Genomic DNA, 20,503 nt, shown 5'->3' with positions numbered 1-20,503 from the left:
GATTTACTCGCCGGTGGCCTTCGCGATGATTTCCTTCGACACGTTCGCGGGAACCTCCGCGTACGAGTCGAACACCATGGAGTAGTTTGCCCGGCCCTGGGTCTTCGACCGGAGGTCTCCGATGTAGCCGAACATCTCCGACAGCGGCACCTGTGCCTTGACGACACGCGCACCACTGCGCTCCTCCATGGCCTGGATCTGGCCACGGCGGGAGTTCAGGTCGCCGATCACGTCACCCATGTAGTCCTCGGGAGTCGTGACCTCGACGGCCATGATGGGCTCGAGGATGACCGGACTGGCCATCCGCGCAGCTTCCTTCAGGGCCTGCGAGCCGGCGATCTTGAACGCCATCTCCGAGGAGTCGACGTCGTGGTACTGACCGTCGAGCAGGGTGACCTTCAGGTTCACCAGCGGGTATCCGGCGAGGACACCGTACTGCATGGCGTCCTGGGCACCGGCGTCCACCGACGGGATGTACTCACGCGGGACGCGACCACCGGTGACGGCGTTGGCGAACTCGTAGGTCGCACCGTCCTCGGCGTCCACCAGGGGCTCGAGCTTGATGATGACCTTCGCGAACTGGCCCGATCCACCGGTCTGCTTCTTGTGGGTGAACTCGTGCTTCTCGACCGTCTTGCGGATGGTCTCGCGGTAGGCGACCTGCGGCTTGCCGACGTTGGCCTCGACCTTGAACTCGCGCTTCATGCGGTCGACCAGGATGTCGAGGTGGAGCTCGCCCATGCCGCCGATGACGGTCTGGCCGGTCTCCTCGTCGAGCTTCACCGAGAAGGTCGGGTCCTCTTCGGCGAGCTTCTGGATCGCGGTGCCCAGCTTCTCCTGGTCGGACTTGGTCTTCGGCTCGATCGAGACGTTGATGACCGGGTCCGGGAAGCTCATGGACTCGAGCACGATCGGCGCGGCCGAATCGCACAGGGTGTCACCGGTGGTGGTGTCCTTGAGACCGATCATCGCGTAGATGTGACCCGCGGTGGCGTCCTCGACCGGCATCTCCTTGTTGGCGTGCATCTGGAAGAGCTTGCCGATGCGTTCTTTCTTGCCCTTGGTCGCGTTGAGCACCTGGGTGCCCGCCGTGATGTGGCCCGAGTAGACACGCACGAAGGTCAGCTTGCCGAAGAACGGGTGAGCCGCGATCTTGAACGCCAGAGCCGAGAACGGCTCGTCGGCGGACGGCTTGCGCGAGAGGATCTCCTCCTCGTCGCCCACGGCGTGACCCTCGACCGAGGGGACGTCCAGCGGGGACGGCAGGTAGGCGATGATGGCGTCGAGCATGGGCTGGACGCCCTTGTTCTTGAACGCCGAGCCACAGATCACCGGGTAGAACTCGCGCGCGATCGTGAGCTTGCGGATCGCGCCCTTGATCTCCTCGATGGTCAGCTCTTCGCCGCCGAAGTACTTCTCGAGCAGCGCCTCGTCGGTCTCGGCGACCGTCTCGAGCAGCTTCTCGCGGTACTCCGCTGCCTGGTCGGCCAGGTCGGCGGGGATCTCCTCGATGGTCGGCTCGGCACCGATCTCGACGGTTCCGCGCCAGGTGATGGCCTTCTGCTCGATGAGGTCGACGACGCCGTCGAAGTTGTCCTCGGCACCGATCGGCAGCTGCAGGACCAGCGGCTTGGCGCCGAGGCGCTCCTCGATGGTGCGCACGGTGAAGAAGAAGTCCGCACCGAGCTTGTCCATCTTGTTGACGAAGCAGATACGCGGGACGTCGTACTTCTCCGCCTGACGCCAGACCTGCTCGGACTGCGGCTCGACGCCTTCCTTGCCGTCGAACACGGCGACCGCGCCGTCGAGGACGCGGAGGCTGCGCTCCACCTCGACGGTGAAGTCCACGTGACCGGGGGTGTCGATGATGTTGATCTGGTTCTTGTTCCAGAAGCACGTCACCGCCGCGGAGGTGATGGTGATCCCCCGCTCCTTCTCCTGCTCCATCCAGTCGGTGGTCGAGGCACCGTCATGGGTTTCACCGATCTTGTAGTTCACACCGGTGTAGAAGAGGATTCGCTCGGTGGCGGTGGTCTTGCCGGCATCGATGTGGGCCATGATGCCGATGTTGCGCACCTTGTTCAGGTCGCTGAGCACTTCCTGTGCCACTTAATCGCCTCGCATTTTCGCTAGAGCTGTTGGGTCTGGGGTGGGACCGTCCGCGGCGTCGTGGTCTCGACGCCGCGGACGGTTGGTATCACCAGCGGTAGTGCGCGAACGCCCGGTTGGCCTCGGCCATCTTGTGGGTGTCCTCGCGGCGCTTCACCGAAGCACCGAGACCGTTGGACGCGTCCAGCAGCTCGTTGGCGAGACGCTCGACCATGGTCTTCTCGCGACGCTGCCGGCTGAAGCTGACGAGCCAGCGGAGTGCGAGGGTGTTGGCGCGGTTCGGCTTGACCTCGATCGGCACCTGGTAGGTGGCACCACCGACGCGGCGGCTCTTCACCTCGAGGGTGGGCTTGACGTTGTCGAGGGCGCGCTTGAGGGTGACGACCGGATCGGTGCCGGTCTTGTCGCGAGCCTGCTCGAGGGCGCCGTAGACGATGCGCTCGGCAGTCGACTTCTTGCCGTCCAGCAGGATCTTGTTGACCAGCTGGGTCACCAGGGGCGAACCGTAGACCGGGTCGTTGATGAGGGGGCGCTTGGGCGCGGGTCCTTTACGTGGCATGACTTATCAGTTCCCCTTCTTGGCGCCGTAGCGGCTGCGAGCCTGCTTGCGGTCCTTGACACCCTGGGTGTCGAGCGAGCCGCGGATGATCTTGTAGCGCACACCCGGGAGGTCCTTCACACGACCGCCGCGGACGAGCACCATCGAGTGCTCCTGCAGGTTGTGGCCTTCGCCGGGGATGTAGGCGGTGACCTCGACCGAGCTGGTCAGACGCACACGAGCGACCTTGCGCAGCGCCGAGTTCGGCTTCTTGGGGGTGGTGGTGTAGACGCGGGTGCAGACGCCACGACGCTGCGGGCTTCCCTTGAGGGCCGCGGTCTTGGTCTTGGCAGCCTTGTCGTGACGGCCCTTGCGGACCAGCTGATTGATGGTTGGCACTAGGTGTTCGTTCCTCTTTGTCATCGGTTGTGGTTGGTGCTCCGGGCAAGCTCGAAAACTGGCTCGCAGACCTGTTTTCGCGGCTTCCACAACTCGCCCCACCAGCACGTGTGCGCTGGTCAGTACATTTTCGCTACCCCGAGGTCGGGCGTGTCATACACTCGACAGCGGATTCGCCTGTCAGTCCCTCTGCCGGCCTACCCGGATCACCGGGCGACTCGAGAGCCGTTGGGCAGGCATGCGGACTGGCCCAGCATGGGCCGGGCACCGACGATCCACTCTACCGATCGGGTTTACACAGGTCAAAAAACGGATCCTCCGCGCAACCAGCAGGTGAACGGGTCGTGCGCGATCGGCTCCGGCTGACGCTCGTACTCGGCGTACCTCTCCCACTTGTACACCGCGAAACCGCGGGCGTCGAGGGCTCCGGGGGCCGGCACTCGGCCGGGTCATGCAGGTCGCCCGGAACTCCTGAGCTGCTCGATCACCGCCACGGACCGGCTGTCGGGATCGCGCGGTCGGTGCGTCGGCGAGGACTGGCCACCGAACCACCGGTCGACGATGGTGGCCTGGCGTTCCACGTCACCCCGACGCAACGTCCGGTGAGTGTCACCGGCGTCGCGCAGGCCGTAGACGTCCTCACCGAGTTCGTACCGGGCCTGGTCGGCGAGCGCATCGGCGAGGAACTCCGCCGCCGACCGGGCGGTCGTGATCTGCCAGGCGTGCACCAGTTCGTGGATCAGCAGTTGCCCCGGCGCCCGATATGCCCCGGCCCCCTCACCGAGGACGGCGTCGAAGGCCGACCCGAGATTGCAGAGGATGCGTCCGTCGACCGCGGGCAGCGTGAACGCACGCCCACCGCGCCCGGCCAGGTCGGTGAGGACCACGGCGTGGAGCCAGGGCGCCGATCCGAACACCTCCTCGGCAATGCGGCGTTCGGCCTCGGTCAGGCCTCGGTAGCGGACGCGACGTCGCACGATGCGCGACGCCACCACGCCCGCACCCAGCGCGGCACCGATCCCCAGCGGACCGAACCACATCGTCACCGCCGACAGATGCACCGCGACGAGCACACCGGCGGTGGCCGCGGGAGTGTCGCCCAGCCGCCCGGCACCGCACCGTCGCGCGACGGGCAACATCGTGCCGAGCAGCCGTCCGTACGCCCGGGCGGCCGCGATGACCGGCCCCCGCAGGAGCGGAGCAGTCGCCGATCGGGTGCTCACTCCGGTGTCTGCGGCAGCTTCACCTTCGCCGCACCGGGTTTCGCCGGGTTCGACGGCGGCGGGACCACCGGTCCGATGTCTCCGTCGGGAGCGTCGTCGAGATCGACGACGACCGGCGCATGATCGCTGGGTTTGCTGCCCTTGCGCGCTTTGCGGTCGATCCAGGCAGCGACCACCCGCTCCGCTGCCGACGCACCGGCCAGGATCAGGTCGATCCGCATGCCCAGGTCCTTGTGGAACATGCCGGCGCGGTAGTCCCAGTAGCTGAAGACGCGGTCGTCGGGCCAGCGGTCGCGCACCACGTCGCGCAGGCCCATCGACGCGAAGGTCGCCAGCGCGGCCCGTTCCGCCGGGGTGACGTGCGTGTGTCCGACATACGCGTCGGGGTCGAACACATCGGTGTCGGCCGGCGCGATGTTCATGTCGCCGCACAGAAGCGTCGTGGCCGGGTCGTCGATCGCGCGGGCGAGCGCCGCCAGCCACTCGAGTTTGTAGCCGTAATGGTCCGAGTCCGGAGACCGCCCGTTGGGTACGTACAGCGAGTGGATACGGAGCCCCCCGCACACCGCCGACACCGCCCGCGCCTCCAGGGTCGACGGGTCGGGGTAGCCGGGCATGCCGTCGAATCCGATGCGGACGTCGTCGAGGCCGACCCGCGACAACAGCGCCACCCCGTTCCACTGCCCCTGCCCCGCGTGCGCGATCTCGTAACCCCGCTCGGCGAGGTCGGCGCCCAGCGACTCGTGGAAGGCGGCATCGGAGAGTTTGGTCTCCTGCAGACACACGACGTCGGGTCGGCGTTCGTCCAGCCACGGCAGCAGGCGCGGGATGCGCTGCTTCACCGAGTTCACATTCCAGGTCGCCACGCGCATGCGACCACGGTAGTACGACCGGATCGGGCACCGGGGAGCGCCGAGCGGCGACCCGACCTTCCCTTCGACGGTGATGTGTGTCACGTTGGTGACATCGACACACTGCACCGCACCTCCGACTCCACGCCCCGACGTGCCGTCATCGAACACTCGTGGCGTCGGTCGGCGCTGTCGGGGGTACGCCCCGGGGACCGGACGCCGACGCAGGTCGAGGACATCGCCGCCGCCGATCCGCTACTCGATGCCGCACGTCCGGTTCTCGACGATGCCGCCGCCCGCCTCGCCGACACCGACGTCTCGCTGCTTCTCGTCGACCACGAGTGCCGGATGGTGACACGGGTCGCGTTCGGCACGACGGTGGAGCGCAGGCTCGATGCGATCGGCGCGTCGCCGGGCGTGCCGTTCGGCGAGGACGTCGTCGGCACCACGGCCCTCGGCACCCCGGCGGAGACCCGGGGCGGGATCGTCGTCAACAGCTCTGAGCATTACCTCGAACAGTTCAAGTCGATCAGCTGCTTCGGACAGCCGATCATCCACCCGGCGACCCGCAGGCTGGCCGGCATCATCTGCATGTCCGAGATCGCCGATCGCATCAACCCGCTCGCGATCCCCGTCGTCAACGGCATCGTCACCGACATCGCCGACCGTCTGCTCGACCGTTCCCGCGCGCATCAGCGATGCGTCCTCGACGCATTCCAGCGCGCCGCCCCGCGCCGCGACCTGGCCGTCGCCGCCATCGGCGACGATCTCCAGCTCACGAATGCCCTTGCCGCCGAACTCCTCTCCCCCACCGACATCGGCGCCCTGCGGATCGTCGCGACCGATCCCGGGCTCCGCGCGACGGTGCTGCCGCTCACCCTGGTGTCGGGCGCCGAGGTGGAGATCGCGGTCGAACCCGTGCCGGGCGCCTGCGGCGCCGCCCTGTTCCGGTTCCGGCCGGTCAGCGATCCACCCACGACGCGGTCCGCGCCGCCGACGGCCCCGTCCCGCACCAGCGTCGCGATCACCGGGGAGCCGGGCACCGGACGCAGCACCCACGCGGCCGCGCTCGCCGCGGAGGCCGCCCCGTCGGCCGTGATCGTCGACGTGGCCGACGAGATCATCAGCGGACGCCGTCCGGACATCCCCGCGTATGTCGGCCGCGCCCGGTCGATGAATGCACCGCTGGTCATCGACGGTGTCGACCTGCTCGACGCCCAGTCGGTCGCGCTGCTCGGGCGCGTGGCGGTGTCGAGCTCACAGGAGTCACCGCTGATCGTCGTCGGCGGCCCTCGAGACCAGGCCGGCCCGGGAGTGGCCGCCCTCGTGGCGCGGTGTGCCACGAGGATCGATCTCGCCCCGCTGCGTCATCGGACCTCGGAGCTCGCCGCGATCGCGAGCAGCGCACTGACCGGCATCGATCCGGAGCTCTCGCTGTCCGGGCTGGCGACGGATGCGCTGCTGTGCGACGACTGGCCCGGCAACCTCACCGAACTCAACTCCGTGCTCCGGGAGGCGGCGGCGTCGTGCCGAGCTCGCGCCGCACGCGTCGTCGAGCCGTCCGACCTGCCACCCGCCTACCGGACGACCAGCCGGGCCGCGCACCTGTCCGGCCGGGAACAGGCCGAGCGCACGGCGATCGTCGAGGCGCTCGATCGGGCCAGGGGCAACAAGGTGCACGCGGCGAAGGATCTCGGCATCAGTCGGACGACGCTGTACTCGCGGATGCGCGCACTGGACATCTGAGCCGGCCGACTACTGCGGCACGGCACCGGGGGACACGGCACCGGGAGGCACGGCGCCGGGCGGCAGCGTGTCCCGCAGCGTCTGCCGAGCGAGCGCCGCGATGAGGTCGGTCCGGGTCACGATGCCGACCAGGGTCTGGCCCTCCAGTACCGGGACCGCGTCGCATCCGCTCTCCGCGAGCAGGGGCAGCAGGGCCCCGACCGGCGTTCCCGGGAAGGCGACGGCCGGTTCCGGCGACATCACATCCGCGGCGCGCAGCTCGACCCCGTCGGGACGCATCAGCCGGCGCACGAGATGGATCTGGAACACCACCCCGACGAACGTCCCCTCGCCCGAGATCACCGGCAGCGAGGTGAAGCCGTACTCGTCGAAGAGGGCCGCGACGTCCCGCAGCGAGGTCTCGGGGCCCACCGTCACCAGGTCTCGCGACATCACATCCGTCGCGGCGAGGGGACCCGCACGATGCCCGGCGGCCTGGAGCTCCGCAGCCCCGATGAGGCGTGCGAGGTCGGCGACACCGAGGTTGAGCGACTGCTCGTACCGATCGAGGATCCCGGTCAGTTCGTCTTCGTCGAGACCGAGTCGGGCGGCCGGTGGGGGCGCGGCGTCGAAGCGGCGATACGGATAACGCCGCCCGGTCAGCCGTGCGTACCCGGCGGCGAGGACGACCAGCAGGAGTGTGCCGGCAAGGACCGGCGCGAGGACGAAACGGAAGCCCAGCGACTGGATCGTCTCCGGACTGAGCGCAGCCGTCATCGCCACCGCACCGGCAGGCGGATGAACCGCATGACATCCGATCATCAGTGCCACGGACAGCCCCACCGCCAGCGCCACCCGGAGCGCCGGCAGCGGAACGACAAGTGTCGCAGCCACTCCCACCGCCGCCGACACCGTGTTGCCCACCACCGCGGGCCACGGCTGCGCCAGCGGACTGTTCGGTGCGGCGAAGACGAGCACTGCGGTCGCGCCGAACGGTGCGATCAGGAAGAGCCCGGTCCGCAGGTCCACCTCAGACGCGGCGAGCACCAGGCCGACGAGTCCGAGCGCGACCCCGGCGCCGGCCCCCGCCCGAAGCGCCTCACGGACCGAGAGACCCCCGGTCGCCGGACCGAGGCCACGCAGGGCTGCACCGACCCTGCCTGCTGGGCGCACGTTCACTCTGCTCCTCCGGAGGTCGCTGATTCGTCGGCGTCTCACGGTAGCGACGGCACCGATACCGGCCGCCGGGGCCCCTGTACAGCCCAGGTGTTCAGTTTCTGGACACGGCGGCACCTCGGAACGGTGAGAGAAATAAGTCAGGTCGCATATGACCCAGATCACTTCGACCAACTGCCGACTTCGTCCCGCTCAGGAGGCCTCATGACCGCCGTCGCACCCGACACCGCCCAGCACACCGCCCTGCACCCGCGTGTTCGCGACTTCATCTCCGCCGACCGCCCGATGCTGATCGGCGGTGACTGGGTGTCGTCGGCGTCGGGGCGCACCTTCGAGACCATCGATCCCGCCACGGCACGCCCGATCACCTCGGTCGCGCACGGCGACGCGGCCGACATCGACCGCGCGGTCCGCGCCGCGCGCCAGGCCTTCGACGACGGTCCCTGGACCCGGATGAAGCCCAATGAGCGCGAGCGCCTGCTCTGGCGGGTCGGCGACATCCTCACCGAACGCGCCGAGGAGTTCGGTCAGCTCGAGGCGCTCGACAACGGCAAGGCGGCCACCATCGCCGCGGCGGTCGACACCAGCTGGTCCGCCGACATCTTCCGCTACAACGCGGGCCTCGCCACCAAGATCACCGGGTCCACGGTCGACGTCTCGATGCCGTTCGTGCCCGGCGGCGAATTCCACGCGTACACCCTGCGCGAGCCGGTCGGCGTGTGCGGCCTGATCGTGCCGTGGAACTTCCCGCTGCTGATGGCCGCGTTCAAGCTGGCTCCCGCACTGGCGGCCGGCAACACCGTCATCCTCAAGCCGGCCGAGCAGACCCCGCTGACAGCCCTGCTCCTCGGCGAGGTGTTCCAAGAGGCCGGCTTCCCGCCGGGAGTGGTCAACATCGTCACCGGTTACGGCGAGGCCGGAGCCGCGCTCGCCGCGCACGACGACGTCGACAAGATCGCCTTCACCGGTTCGACCGAGGTCGGCAAGAAGATCGTCGATGCCGCCAAGGGCAACCTCAAGAAGGTGTCGCTGGAACTCGGCGGCAAGAGCCCCAACATCGTGTTCGCCGACGCGGACTTCGAGAAGGCGGTGGCCGGGTCGGTGGCCGCCTGGATGTTCAACCACGGCCAGTGCTGTGTCGCCGGGACACGACTGTTCGTCGAACGGCCCATCTTCGACGACTTCACCGCAGCCGTCGCCGAGGCCGCGTCCCAGGCCAAGATCGGCCCCGGCCTCGATCCGACGACCGAACTGGGTCCGCTGGTCAGCCAGGAACAGTTCGATCGCGTGTCGGGATATCTCTCGGCCGGCCTCGCCGACGGGGCACGAGCACTGACCGGTGGAAAGCGTTGGGGCGATGAGGGATTCTTCATCGAACCGACCGTCTTCGTCGACGTCGAGCCGAGCTTCTCGATCGTGCAGGAGGAGATCTTCGGTCCCGTCGTCGCCGCCATGCCCTTCGACGCGGACACCGGTGTCGCGGCCGCCGCCAACGACTCCATCTACGGTCTGGCAGCGGGCATCTGGACCACCGACCTGTCCAAGGCGCATCGGACCGCTCGGCAGATCAAGGCCGGCTCGGTGTGGGTGAACCAGTACAACGGCTTCGACACGGCCATGCCGTTCGGCGGCTACAAGCAGTCGGGCTGGGGACGCGAACTCGGCTCGTCGGCCATCGAGCTCTACACCCAGACCAAGGCCGTCAACATCTCGCTCTGACCCCCACGTCGCATTTCCACACTCCCGTAACACGTTAGGAGCACCACCCATGTCACTCACCACCAAGGCCGCCGTCCTCACCGGACCCGGAAAGCCGTTCGAGATCGTCGAACTCGACCTCGACGAGCCCCGCGAGGGCGAGGTGCTGATCAAGTACACCGCGGCCGGCCTGTGCCACTCCGATCTCCATCTCACCGACGGCGACCTCCCGCCCCGCTATCCCATCGTGGGCGGCCACGAGGGTTCGGGCATCATCGAGGCGGTCGGCCCCGGGGTCACCAAGGTCAAGCCGGGCGACCACGTGGTGTGCAGCTTCATCCCGAACTGCGGGACCTGCCGCTACTGCTCCACCGGCCGGCAGAACCTCTGCGACATGGGCGCCACCATCCTCGAGGGATCGATGCCCGACGGCACGTTCCGATTCCACGGCGGCGGTGACGATTTCGGTGCCATGTGCATGCTCGGCACCTTCGCCGAACGCGCGACGATCTCGCAGCACTCGGTCGTCAAGGTCGACGAGTGGTTGCCGCTCGACAAGGCGGTCCTCGTCGGTTGCGGCGTTCCGTCCGGCTGGGGCACGTCCGTGTACGCGGGCGGTGTACGCGCCGGTGACACGGTGGTCATCTACGGCATCGGCGGACTGGGCATCAACGCGGTCCAGGGTGCGGTCTCGGCGGGTGCCAAGTACGTCGTGGTCGTCGACCCCGTCGCGCTCAAGCGGGATACCGCGCTGAAATTCGGTGCGACACATGCCTTCGCCGACGCCGCCGAGGCCGCGGAGAAGGTCAACGAGCTGACCTGGGGACAGGGCGCCGACCAGGCCCTCATCCTTGTCGGCACGGTCGACGCCGAGGTGGTGGCGAATGCGACCGCCGTGGTCGGCAAGGGCGGCACCGTGGTGATCACCGGTCTCGCCGACCCGACGAAGCTGACCGTGCAGGTCTCCGGAACCGATCTGACCCTCAACCAGAAGACGATCAAGGGCAGTCTGTTCGGCTCGGCCAACCCGCAGTACGACATCGTCAAACTGTTGCGCCTGTACGACGCCGGGCAACTCAAGCTCGACGAACTGGTCACGCAGACCTACACCCTCGACCAGGTCAATGACGGATACCAGGATCTGCGCGACGGCAAGAACATCCGCGGGGTCATCATCCACGCGGAGTGAGACCCGGTCGGTTCGCCCGAGGTGCCGTCTCCCTCGGGCGAACCGGCCACCCACCTCGACCGGTGAAGGTCCGGTCGTCGCGGGACGGAAGTGCTTGAATCATCGATGTGACCGCAACCTGGTGGATACGCCTGCTCCGCATCGCCTTCGCCGCACTGGGCGTCAGCGCTCTGGTGTACCAGGCCGCCCTGCGCCACGGCGACGCCGGATTCACCCTCGCGAACTTCTTCAGCTATTTCACGGTGCTGAGCAACATCGTCGCCGCGCTCGTCCTGCTCGCCGGCGGTCTCTTCGCGCCCAGCACGCCGATGTGGGAGTGGCTTCGCGGGGCGGCCACCACCTGCATGGTGATCACCGGCATCGTCTACGCACTACTGCTGCAGGGAATCGACGTCGACGTCACCTACGCCTGGGTCAACGACGTACTCCATCGCGTCATCCCGCTCGTGATGCTGCTGGACTGGATCGTGGTACGCGCCCGCCGACTACCGGAGCGCGCGTGGCTGACCTGGCTCGCGATCCCGCTCGTGTACGGCGTCTACACACTGATCCGCGGCCCGATCGTGGACTGGTACCCCTACCCGTTCATCGACCCACGTGGACAGGGCTATCTGTCGATGACGATCTCGCTCGTCGTCGTGTTCGTCGGCATGGCGTTCATGTCGTTCGGTGTGTACTGGGCGGGCACCCGGGGTCGGCGACCCGACCGCGACGGGGCCGACGCGGGCTAGTCGCTCCCGAGCGCAGCGACGAGTTGCGCCGACCACGTGTCGACGACCAGTGCTCGCCGGGCCGAGTCGTCGGACAGCGTGTCCGCCAGGCCCAGTCCGCGCGCCATGTCGAGCGTCGCCTGCACGAGTCGAAAGCCGGTCTCGTCGTCCGGGGACACCCCCATCGCGGCCATCGTCCGCTGATGGGCCGCCCGGGCGAACTTCGCCTCCAGGGGCAGGATGAGCCGGCGCAGTGCGGGATCGGACGCGGCGGCGGCCCAGACCTGCAGGGCGGCTTTGAATTCGGTGCCGGTGTAGACGTCCACGGCCCGCTGGACGGCGCGGATGACCCGGCTCGGGGTCACCCCGTCCGCTCGCTCCGACGAGGTGTCGGGCGCCCCGCCGGTCGCACGGGTCATGTCCTCGAAGACCTGCTCGAGCGCGGCGGTGATGAGGGTCTCGCGTGTCGGGAAATGGTGTTGCGCAGCGCCGCGGGACACTCCGGCGCGTTCGGCGACCGCGGCCACGGTGGCGGCCGACCAACCGTCTGCGGCCAGCGCGTCGACCGTGGACCGCAGCAGGCGCTCGCGGGTCAGGCGCGAGCGTTCCTGCTGCGGCGAACGGGCATTCGCCGACGACGCGGTCATCAGACTCCGGACCTCAGTAGGACTTCGGCAGCCCGAGGCTGGTCTGCGCGACGAAGTTGAGGATCATCTCGCGGCTCACCGGCGCGATCCGGGCGATCCGGGCGAGACTCAGCATCGGGGCCAGTCCGTACTCGGTGGTCAGACCGTTGCCGCCCAGCGAGTGCACGGCCTGGTCGACGACCTTCACGCAGGCCTCCGCGGCTGCGTACTTCGCCATGTTGGCCGGTTCCGCGGCGCCCCAGTCGTCGCCGGCGTCGTACAGGGTCGCGGCCTTCTGCATCATCAGCTTGGCCATCTCGAGCTCGACCTTGCCCTGCGCGAGCGGATGCGCAATGGCCTGGTGCGCACCGATCGGCGTCTTCCACACCGTGCGTTCCTTCACGTACGACACCGCCTTGTCGAGCGCGAAGCGGCCCATCCCGACGGCCGAGGCCGCGGCCATGATCCGTTCCGGGTTGAGGCCTGCGAACAGCTGACTGAGGGCGGCGTCCTCGGAGCCGACGAGCGCATCGGCCGGCAGCCGTACGTCGTCGAGGAAGAGCTGGAACTGCTTCTCGGGATTCTGCAGTTCCATGTCGATCATGGTGTACGAGAAGTTCTCGGAATCAGTGGGCACGATGAACAGCGCGGGCTTGAGATTGCCGGTCTTGGCGTCTTCGGTGCGCGCGACGATCAGCACCGCCTGCGCCTGGTCGACCCCGGAGATGTAGACCTTCTGGCCGGTGAGCAGCCAATCCGAACCGTCCCGGCGCGCCGTCGTGGTGATCTGGTGAGAATTGGAGCCGGCGTCGGGTTCGGTGATGCCGAACGCCATCGTGATCGACCCGTCGGCGAGACCCGGCAGCCAGCGCTGTTTCTGCTCGTCGGTGCCGAAACGGGCGATGACGTTGCCGCAGATGGCCGGTGAGACGACGAGCATCAGCAGTCCGGTGCCCGACGCGGCGATCTCCTCCATCACGATCGCGAGTTCGTACATGCCGGCACCGCCACCGCCGTACTCCTCGGGGAGATTGACCCCGATGAAGCCGAGCTTGCCCGCCTCGGACCACAGTTCGTCGGTCTTGCGGCCGGTGCGCGCGCATTCGCGGAAGTACTCCTGTCCGTACTTCGCGGCCAGTCCGGCGACCGCCGCGCGCAACTCGGCGCGTTCGGTGGTCTCCACGAACGGGTTGGTGTCCACGGTCATCTCGATACTCCCTGTTCTAGGCTTCGATGTGCTTCGTACTGGCGGTTGTTCGCACGCTCAGGCCTGGTAGCCGAGCCGCTTGGCGGCCAGTCCGTTGAGGATTTCGGTGGTGCCGCCGCCGATCCCGATGATGCGCATGTCGCGGTACTGTCGCTCGACCTCGGTTCCGGTCATGTAACCGAGGCCGCCGTGCAGCTGAACGGCCTTGTTCGCCACCCATTCCCCGGCCTCGACCGCGGTGTTCTTGGCGAAGCACACCTCGGCGATGAGGTCGTCGGTGGAGGTGACCTTGCGTTCCACCAGGGCTCGCGTGTAGGTCCGCGCGATGTCGATGCGCCGGGCCATCTCGATCAGTGTGTCCTGCACCGATTGCCGGGCGATGATCGGTTTGCCGAAGGTCTCCCGATCACGCGCCCACTGCAGGGTGAGGTCGAGGCACCGTTGCGCGCTGGCGTAGGCCTGTACCGCCAGTCCGGACCGTTCGGTGACGAAAGCGGTGGCGATCTGCGCGAATCCGGAGTTCTCGGCTCCGACGAGGTTGGTGACCGGCACCCGGGCGTCGACGAAGGACAGTTCGGCGGTGTCGGAACTGCGCCAGCCCATCTTGTCCAGCTTGCGGGTGACCGAGAACCCGGGTGTGCCCTTTTCGACGACCAACAGCGAGACGCCGCCTGCTCCCGGGCCGCCGGTGCGGACTGCGACGACGACGAAATCTGCCCGGACCGCCGAGGTGATGTACGTCTTGGAGCCGTTGACGACGTAGTGGTCACCGTCGCGCTCGGCCTTGGTCGTCAGATGGCCGACGTCGCTGCCCCCGCCCGGTTCCGTGATCGCCAGGCTGCCGATCTTCTCGCCTGCCAGCGTGGGCCGTACCCAGCGATCGATCTGGTCTGGGTCGCCGGCTGCGATCAGGTGCGGGAGCGCGATGCCGTGGGTGAACAGCGACGCGAAGACGCCGCCGGCCGCACCGGCGTAATGCAGCTCCTCGCCGAGGATCGTGCTGTCGATCAGATCGCCACCCGAGCCGCCCACCTCTTCGGGGACCCCGAGCCCGAACAGGCCCAGTTTTGCTGCCTCGACGTGCAGTTCACGCGGGATCGCCCCGTCCCGCTCCCAGTCGTCCTGGAACGGGAGGATGTGCTTGTCGACGAATCGCCGCACGGTGGAACGTAGTTCGAGACGTTCCGGGGTTTCCCAGATCGGGTTGGCGATGGGCACGGGCATTCTCCAGTCGGTCGGGTCCGGGAGGTGGATGGGGTGGTTCGGTGCGGTATCAGGTCGATCGCGGTTCGCGTCCGCGGCCGGGCGGTCCCGCGAAACACTGTGCGATGCCGGACCATTCGGCCGCGTCGTCGCCGGTGAGTTCGAGGTCGAGGTCGGCGAGCGCGCGGCGCTGCGTCACGAGTTGACAGAAGTCGAGTGCGGGTCCGCGGACCGCATTCGGCGCGTCCGTCGGCCCCCAGGTCCACACTTCGCCCGACGGCGCGGTGAGCGCGTAGTGAAACGGTTCGGCCGGCGGGGTCCGACCGTTGACGAGGTAGGCGAAGTCGCGCGTGCGCACGCCGATGTGGGCGACGCCGCGAATCCGGTCGGTCGGCAACACGGTGACATCGAGCGCGTCGGCGATGTCCAGACCGTGCGCCCAGGTCTCCATGAGTCGTGCCGTGGCCATGGACGCCGCGGACATCGGCGGGCCGAACCATGGGACCTTCACGCCGGCCGGGACCTCACGCAGAGCATCGGCGAGACGCTCGCGCCCGGCTCGCCACCCCGCGAGGATCTCCCCGACCGGTGCGGCCGAACCGGCCTCGGCGGCGTCGTCGACGTAGGTCGCCACACTGCTCGCCGCCTCACCGAGCAGCTGGGCGAACCGATCGGGATCGGTCACCGCGATCGCGGCAACCTCATCGGTCCACGCCAGATGAGCGATCTGGTGGGCGACGGTCCATCCCGGCGCAGGTGTCGGGGTGGCCCAGCCCGCTTCGTCGAGACCCGCGACGAGTGCGTCGAGCTGCGCGGATTCGGCCTCGAGATCGGCGACGACGCCGAGCACGGCCGCTTGTCCATCAGACATGCGATCACCCTCACACAGGTCCCCAGAAGAATCAAGCACGCTTGATTGTTTTGCCGCCGGTCGACCCGGCGCGCCCCAACCCACGCCGACCCCCTGCTGGTTGAGCCGGCACCCTCCCCCGCTGGTTGAGCCGGCACCCTCCCCCGCTGGTTGAGCCGGCACCGAGCGAAGCGAGGCGCCGAGTCGAAACCACCTGGCGACCCGAGCACAAGAAAGTGACCTCGACGGACGCGGCGGCTCGCTTCGCTCGGTCGACGCTGTTCGGCCAGCAGATTAGCTCCCCACTGCCCGTCGATCGACGCCCCCACCGCTGGTTGAGCGCCCCACCGCCGGTTGAGCAGGCAGCCCCACTGCTCGTAGATCGACGGCCCAACCGCTGGTTGAGCCGGCACCGAGCGAAGCCGCCGGGCCGAGCAAGCGACGAAGGAGCGCGTCGAGGTCGAGGCGCCGAGTCGAAACCACGTGGCGACCCGAGCACCCGAAGGCGCCCCACCGCTGGTTGAGCCGGCACCGAGCGAAGCGAGGCGCCGAGTCGAAACCACCTGGCGACCCGAGCACAAGAAAGTGACCTCGACGGACGCGGCGGCCTCGCTACGCTCGGTCGACGCTGCTCGGCCAGGCCAGCGGGAGCCTCGCTACGCTCGGTCGACGCTGCTCGGTCGGCCCGGGACCCAGCTGCGATCAGCGGTAGTGGATGTCGACCGTTGCGCGGCTGAGCAGGACGTCGTCGTAAGAGGTCATCGTCGCCTCGAAGGACGAGATGCGCCGGCCGAGCTTGATCGGCGTCACCTCGACCACCACCTCACTGCCGTCGACAGCAGGTGAGCGGTAAAAGCCGATCGCCATGTCCCCGATCGAGTACTCCTGCCCGGCTCCCGCATGGAGATGCCCTGCGAACGATGCCGCCTGACCGGCGATGGTGGCGATGACGCCGCCGTGCATGGTCCCGAACATGTTGCCCATCCAGGGCTCGGTGGCACTGCGGAAGCGAATGCCGGACTCACGGCCGGCGGGACCGTCGATCACCTCGACGCGGCCGTTGAGCATGTCGGTGAGTGGGCCGGGTTCGCGCATCTTCGACGCAATCTCGTCGACCACGGCACGCCCGGACAACGCGGCCGGGATCGGCTCGGGCAGGGCGATGTCGTCGGCGTCGGCGCACTGCGGTGTCGGCAGGCCCAGCTCGGCAGCCGGCGTGGCACCGGTCGGCGCCCGACCGACGCGGACGTTTCGCGCGGTCCCGACACAGCAGAGATCCCCGGCACCGGTGCGGATCTCGACCGACGTCGAGCCCCACGCGTCGTCGTGCATGACCACTTCGGCGCGCGCCGCGAGCAGGTCCCCGATGCCCGCGCGCCCATGGGTCGACATGGACAGGCGCGCCTGGAGGGTCGCCGCGGCCGGGTCGTCGTGGACGCCATGAAACGGGATACCGCCACAGTGGTCGAACAGCACCGCGAGGGCCGGCAGCTCGATCAGTCCGCGATGATCGGCGAAACGCGGGCACAGCTGCTGCGAGGCGCGCACCCCGGACTCCGACACCGAGATGTCGCCGAGGTGAAATGCGGACAGTGGATCGTGCGGCTCGCTCATGAAATCCCTTGTATCAGCGATGTGCAGCCGATCTCACGTTGGAGAGTCGAATCTCACTCCCGTACCCTGGGTCCAGACGTGTCCAAAGTGACGGGAGAGACAGATGCGACGCAGGGCTGTGGCAACAATCGGGGCGATTGCGGCAGTGGGAGCGTTCGGCGCGGGAGCAGGAACCGCCTTCGCGGCACCCGCGGAACGACCCCTCAGCGTGGACCAGATCCCGAATGCCGGCGTCACCGTCGGCTCCAACGGTGTCACCGGCGGATTCGTGGCGAGCATCCTCGCCTCGGCCACCGAGCCGGGTGTCGCCCTGATCTCCCTCAACACGACTCCCACCGAGGCCTGCGCCACCAACCTCGAGGACGCACGCGTCGGGATCACGTGGAAGAACACCTCGACCGGTTCATCCGGGGATGAGGTCTTCGCCGCATGCACCGACGGCCGGCCCTCCGATGGCGTCGACGTCGTGACCGGAACGGGTTCCATCGAGTTCACGACGACGATCCTCGGCAAGGGCGATCAGACCTTCACGGTCGTCCCGGGCAGCGGCTCGTTCACTCGCTGATCAGCACGGCCGGGGACGCTCACCGTCCCCGGCCGACGCATCAGTAGACAATTCCGCAAATCTGTACACACGTCGGGTGAACACGTTCTAGATTTGCCGCATGGCCGAGACAGTCACCCAGCTCCTGCAGGCACGTGCCGACGACGACAACCTCGCGATCACCTACGAGGGTCGCCAGTGGACCTGGCGCGAATACATCCACGACGCCGGCCGGTATGCGTCGGCGATCCTCGGCGTCGCCGACCCGTCCCGACCGATGCATGTGGGGGTGCTCCTCGGTAACACCCCCGACATGCTGATCGCGCTGGCCGCGGGCGCACTCGGCGGTTACGTGACGGCCGGTATCAACAACACCCGCCGCGGCGACGGCCTCGCCGCCGACATCCTGCGTGCCGACTGTCAGATCCTCGTCACCGACGCCGACCACCGGCCCCTTCTCGACGGACTGGATCTGCCCGGCGTGACCGTGCTCGACACCTCCACCGCGCAGTGGTCGGACATGCTCTCCGGCGCAGGCGAATTGGTCCCGCATTCGGTGCCGGGTGCGATGGACACCTACATGCTGATCTTCACCTCCGGCACCAGCGGAAATCCCAAACCGGTGCAGTTCGCGCACATGATGATGCCCTTCGCGGGCCCGGTGCTCGCCGACAAGTACGACATCGGCCCGGGCGACGTCTGCTACCTGTCGATGCCGCTGTTCCACAGTGCCGCCCTCATGGGCGGGTACTGCGTCGCGCTCTGTGGCGGCGCCGCGATCGCGCCGGCCAAGTTCTCCGCATCGACCTTCCTCGACGACATCCGCCGGTACAACGCGACGTACATGAACTACGTCGGCAAACCGCTCGCCTACATTCTCGCGACCGAACCGAAGCCCGACGACGCCGACAACCCCCTGCGGGTGGCTTTCGGCAACGAGGCCACCGACCGCGACATCGACGATTTCTCCGAACGGTTCGGCTGTACGGTGTGGGACGGCTTCGGTTCCACCGAGCTGGCCATCATCATCACGCGCGAACCGGGCACCCCGCACGGATCGATCGGCAAGGGTTTTCCCAATGTGGCCGTGTACAACTCGGCGACGATGACCGAGTGTCCGCGAGCGGAATTCGACGCCAGCGGGGCGCTGTCCAACTCCGACGACGCCATCGGCGAACTCGTGAACATCGAGGGAGGCGGAATGTTCATGGGTTACTACAACGACTCCGAGGCGACCGACGAGCGACTCCGCAACGGGATGTACTGGTCTGGCGACCTCGCCTACAAGGATGCCGACGGTTGGATCTACCTGGCCGGACGAACCGGCGACTGGATGCGAGTCGACGGCGAGAACATCGCCGCGGGACCGATCGAGCGCATCCTGCTGCGCATCCCGGAGATCAACAGGGTTGCCGTGTATGCCGTTCCCGACGAGCACGTCGGCGACGCGGTGATGGCGGCTGTCGTGCTCCAGGACGATGCCGAACTCACCCCCGAATCCTTCGCCGAACAACTCGCCGCACAGGCGGACCTGTCGCCCAAGGCGTGGCCCTCGTTCGTACGCATCGCCGACGATCTGCCCTCGACCGCGACCAACAAGATCCTCAAGCGCGCACTCAAGGCAGAGGGGGCCACCGCGGGCGCGGGCACCCTGTGGGTCCGCGAGCCACGAACGCGCGTCTATCGAGAAGCCGTCGGCGCCAGCGCATGACGGACACCCAGATGTCCGAGCGCGATTCCCCGGCAGCCGAGGCGTCGTTGTTACCCGAGCTCGGCTACTACGCGCTCTCACGCCACCCGGTCGACCCGGCCGAGCTCGCGGAGGAGGCCCGGCTCGCCGATCGCGAGGGTTTCGGCGCCGCTTTCGTTTCCGAACGCTTCAACGTGAAGGACGCCGCCGTGCTGGCGGGCGGTCTCGCGGCAGCAACCCGTCGCATGGGCATCGCCACCGCCGCCACCAACCACAACACGCGGCATCCGATCATCACCGCGTCCATGGGCGCCACCCTCTCGACGATGACCGGCGGCAGGTTCGCCCTCGGTCTGGGGCGCGGGTTCGCCGCGCAGTGGCAGGTGCTCGGCGTGCCCGATGTGACCAGTGCCCAGCTCACCGACACGGTGGGTGTCCTACGGACGCTGTGGCGTGGGGAGATGATCCTCGGGCACGACGGCCCGCTCGGCAAGTACGATTACCTCAATCTGGGTGTCGCCGTGCCGCCGGTCCCCATCATGCTGGTGACCATGTCGCCCAACACCTTACGGCTGGCCGGCCGGATCTCCGACGGCGTGGTGCTCCACACCTTCTTCTCCGACGAGGCGACCAGCACCGCGGTTCGAACCGTCCGCGACGCCGCCGAACAGGCCGGGCGGGATCCGGCGGCGATACGGATCTGGTCCGTGCTGGCAACTGTCCCTGACCATTTCGACGACGCGGACCGCCTACGTCGGCTGTACGGCCGACTCGCAACCTATCTACAGGGCTATCCGGATGTGCTGATGAGGGCCAACGGGTGGGACGCCGACGACCTCGACCGTGTCCGTGGCAGTGCGGCTTTCGCCGGAGCGCGCGGGCCGATCGACGCCACCGCGACGGTCGAGGAACTGTCCGAGCTCGCCGGGGTCATCCCGGCGTCCTGGATCGCCGACAGCGCGGTCGGTGGCGCGAGGGACTGCGCTGCCGCGATCGCCCGGCAGTTCGAGCTCGGCGTCGACTCGGTCATCATGCACGGCGCGGCTCCGTCGGAACTGCTGCCGGTGGTCGACGCCTATCGGACGCTGCGACCCGACTTGCCTGCGCTGCCCGTGAATCCGGGTGCGATCCACGCCCCCTAGTTGCGCCGG

At 68.2% G+C, this 20,503-nt stretch carries 18 protein-coding genes; 7 read left to right on the top strand and 11 right to left on the bottom strand.

Annotated features, from left to right (window positions below):
- Positions 1-3: 3 nt before the first annotated feature.
- The 5 genes from fusA to AB4Z55_RS08290 form a co-directional block, all read right to left on the bottom strand.
- Complete coding sequence (gene fusA / locus AB4Z55_RS08310; RefSeq protein WP_004020594.1) at positions 4-2,109, bottom strand: elongation factor G; 2,106 nt, start codon at positions 2,107-2,109, stop codon at positions 4-6.
- 88 nt (positions 2,110-2,197) lie between these two features.
- Positions 2,198-2,668 (bottom strand): 30S ribosomal protein S7, encoded by a 471-nt coding sequence (rpsG, locus tag AB4Z55_RS08305; protein ID WP_004020595.1) that lies wholly within the window; start codon positions 2,666-2,668, stop codon positions 2,198-2,200.
- Positions 2,669-2,674: 6 nt separating this feature from the next.
- Positions 2,675-3,046, bottom strand: coding sequence for a 30S ribosomal protein S12 (gene rpsL / locus AB4Z55_RS08300; RefSeq protein WP_004020596.1), 372 nt, complete (start codon positions 3,044-3,046; stop codon positions 2,675-2,677).
- Positions 3,047-3,495: 449 nt separating this feature from the next.
- Positions 3,496-4,269, bottom strand: coding sequence for a hypothetical protein (locus AB4Z55_RS08295; RefSeq protein ID WP_369519526.1), 774 nt, complete (start codon positions 4,267-4,269; stop codon positions 3,496-3,498).
- Entirely contained in the window at positions 4,266-5,141 is an 876-nt protein-coding gene (locus AB4Z55_RS08290; RefSeq protein ID WP_369519525.1) for an exodeoxyribonuclease III, read from the bottom strand. The genes AB4Z55_RS08295 and AB4Z55_RS08290 overlap by 4 nt, the downstream gene beginning before the upstream one ends.
- A 75-nt stretch (positions 5,142-5,216) precedes the next feature.
- Between AB4Z55_RS08290 and AB4Z55_RS08285 the strand changes: the two genes are divergently transcribed.
- Positions 5,217-6,866, top strand: a complete 1,650-nt coding sequence (locus tag AB4Z55_RS08285) for a sigma-54-dependent Fis family transcriptional regulator (RefSeq protein ID WP_248643409.1) — start codon at positions 5,217-5,219, stop codon at positions 6,864-6,866.
- Positions 6,867-6,875: 9 nt separating this feature from the next.
- On the opposite strand, the gene AB4Z55_RS08280 is transcribed toward AB4Z55_RS08285, so the two are convergent.
- The gene (locus tag AB4Z55_RS08280; RefSeq protein WP_369519524.1) at positions 6,876-8,024 is read right to left on the bottom strand and encodes an HPP family protein; all 1,149 of its coding nucleotides are present in this window, start codon (positions 8,022-8,024) and stop codon (positions 6,876-6,878) included.
- 201 nt (positions 8,025-8,225) lie between these two features.
- Here AB4Z55_RS08280 and AB4Z55_RS08275 point away from each other — a divergent pair, with 201 nt between their 5' ends.
- From AB4Z55_RS08275 to AB4Z55_RS08265, 3 genes are all read left to right on the top strand, one after another.
- Positions 8,226-9,740, top strand: coding sequence for an aldehyde dehydrogenase family protein (locus AB4Z55_RS08275; RefSeq protein ID WP_248643411.1), 1,515 nt, complete (start codon positions 8,226-8,228; stop codon positions 9,738-9,740).
- Positions 9,741-9,789: 49 nt separating this feature from the next.
- On the top strand, positions 9,790-10,908 hold the full coding sequence (locus AB4Z55_RS08270; protein WP_064571951.1) for an NDMA-dependent alcohol dehydrogenase: 1,119 nt from the start codon (positions 9,790-9,792) through the stop codon (positions 10,906-10,908).
- Positions 10,909-11,015: 107 nt separating this feature from the next.
- Positions 11,016-11,639, top strand: coding sequence for a Pr6Pr family membrane protein (locus AB4Z55_RS08265; RefSeq protein ID WP_369519523.1), 624 nt, complete (start codon positions 11,016-11,018; stop codon positions 11,637-11,639).
- Here the strand turns inward: AB4Z55_RS08265 and AB4Z55_RS08260 are convergent.
- The 5 genes from AB4Z55_RS08260 to AB4Z55_RS08240 all read right to left on the bottom strand — a co-directional run bounded on the left by AB4Z55_RS08260 (position 11,636) and on the right by AB4Z55_RS08240 (position 17,118).
- Complete coding sequence (locus tag AB4Z55_RS08260; protein ID WP_369519522.1) at positions 11,636-12,265, bottom strand: TetR/AcrR family transcriptional regulator; 630 nt, start codon at positions 12,263-12,265, stop codon at positions 11,636-11,638. The genes AB4Z55_RS08265 and AB4Z55_RS08260 overlap by 4 nt on opposite strands.
- 13 nt (positions 12,266-12,278) lie before the next feature.
- Positions 12,279-13,451, bottom strand: coding sequence for an acyl-CoA dehydrogenase family protein (locus AB4Z55_RS08255; RefSeq protein WP_004020605.1), 1,173 nt, complete (start codon positions 13,449-13,451; stop codon positions 12,279-12,281).
- Positions 13,452-13,508: 57 nt separating this feature from the next.
- Positions 13,509-14,669, bottom strand: coding sequence for an acyl-CoA dehydrogenase family protein (locus AB4Z55_RS08250; RefSeq protein ID WP_239399784.1), 1,161 nt, complete (start codon positions 14,667-14,669; stop codon positions 13,509-13,511).
- A gap of 55 nt (positions 14,670-14,724) precedes the next feature.
- Positions 14,725-15,525, bottom strand: coding sequence for a TIGR03084 family metal-binding protein (locus AB4Z55_RS08245; RefSeq protein ID WP_354563379.1), 801 nt, complete (start codon positions 15,523-15,525; stop codon positions 14,725-14,727).
- 681 nt (positions 15,526-16,206) lie between these two features.
- The gene (locus AB4Z55_RS08240) at positions 16,207-17,118 is read right to left on the bottom strand and encodes a PaaI family thioesterase (RefSeq protein ID WP_064571953.1); all 912 of its coding nucleotides are present in this window, start codon (positions 17,116-17,118) and stop codon (positions 16,207-16,209) included.
- Between the two features lie 103 nt (positions 17,119-17,221).
- Here AB4Z55_RS08240 and AB4Z55_RS08235 point away from each other — a divergent pair, with 103 nt between their 5' ends.
- The 3 genes from AB4Z55_RS08235 (at position 17,222) to AB4Z55_RS08225 (ending at position 20,494) form a co-directional block, all read left to right on the top strand.
- A complete protein-coding gene (locus AB4Z55_RS08235; RefSeq protein WP_369519521.1) occupies positions 17,222-17,683 on the top strand; it encodes a hypothetical protein in 462 nt (153 codons plus the stop codon).
- Positions 17,684-17,783: 100 nt separating this feature from the next.
- On the top strand, positions 17,784-19,373 hold the full coding sequence (gene fadD1, locus AB4Z55_RS08230) for a fatty-acid--CoA ligase FadD1 (RefSeq protein WP_239399693.1): 1,590 nt from the start codon (positions 17,784-17,786) through the stop codon (positions 19,371-19,373).
- A complete protein-coding gene (locus AB4Z55_RS08225) occupies positions 19,370-20,494 on the top strand; it encodes a TIGR03857 family LLM class F420-dependent oxidoreductase (RefSeq protein ID WP_248643416.1) in 1,125 nt (374 codons plus the stop codon). Before fadD1 ends, AB4Z55_RS08225 begins: the two co-directional genes overlap by 4 nt.
- Positions 20,495-20,503: the final 9 nt, after the last annotated feature.

It is taken from the genome of Gordonia sp. ABKF26, assembly GCF_041103195.1.
In the GTDB taxonomy this organism is placed as follows: domain Bacteria; phylum Actinomycetota; class Actinomycetes; order Mycobacteriales; family Mycobacteriaceae; genus Gordonia; species Gordonia terrae.
The sequence above is the reverse complement of the archived record's forward strand: the minus strand, read 5'-3'. Positions and strand labels throughout refer to the sequence as shown.

Coding starts and splice junctions, on each gene's coding strand:
- rpsG (WP_004020595.1), bottom strand. CDS start 2,668: ATGCCACGTAAAGGACCCGCGCCCAAGCGCCCCCTCATCAACGACCCG.
- AB4Z55_RS08290 (WP_369519525.1), bottom strand. CDS start 5,141: ATGCGCGTGGCGACCTGGAATGTGAACTCGGTGAAGCAGCGCATCCCG.
- AB4Z55_RS08275 (WP_248643411.1), top strand. CDS start 8,226: ATGACCGCCGTCGCACCCGACACCGCCCAGCACACCGCCCTGCACCCG.
- AB4Z55_RS08270 (WP_064571951.1), top strand. CDS start 9,790: ATGTCACTCACCACCAAGGCCGCCGTCCTCACCGGACCCGGAAAGCCG.
- AB4Z55_RS08260 (WP_369519522.1), bottom strand. CDS start 12,265: ATGACCGCGTCGTCGGCGAATGCCCGTTCGCCGCAGCAGGAACGCTCG.
- AB4Z55_RS08255 (WP_004020605.1), bottom strand. CDS start 13,451: ATGACCGTGGACACCAACCCGTTCGTGGAGACCACCGAACGCGCCGAG.
- AB4Z55_RS08245 (WP_354563379.1), bottom strand. CDS start 15,525: ATGTCTGATGGACAAGCGGCCGTGCTCGGCGTCGTCGCCGATCTCGAG.
- AB4Z55_RS08240 (WP_064571953.1), bottom strand. CDS start 17,118: ATGAGCGAGCCGCACGATCCACTGTCCGCATTTCACCTCGGCGACATC.
- AB4Z55_RS08235 (WP_369519521.1), top strand. CDS start 17,222: ATGCGACGCAGGGCTGTGGCAACAATCGGGGCGATTGCGGCAGTGGGA.
- fadD1 (WP_239399693.1), top strand. CDS start 17,784: ATGGCCGAGACAGTCACCCAGCTCCTGCAGGCACGTGCCGACGACGAC.
- AB4Z55_RS08225 (WP_248643416.1), top strand. CDS start 19,370: ATGACGGACACCCAGATGTCCGAGCGCGATTCCCCGGCAGCCGAGGCG.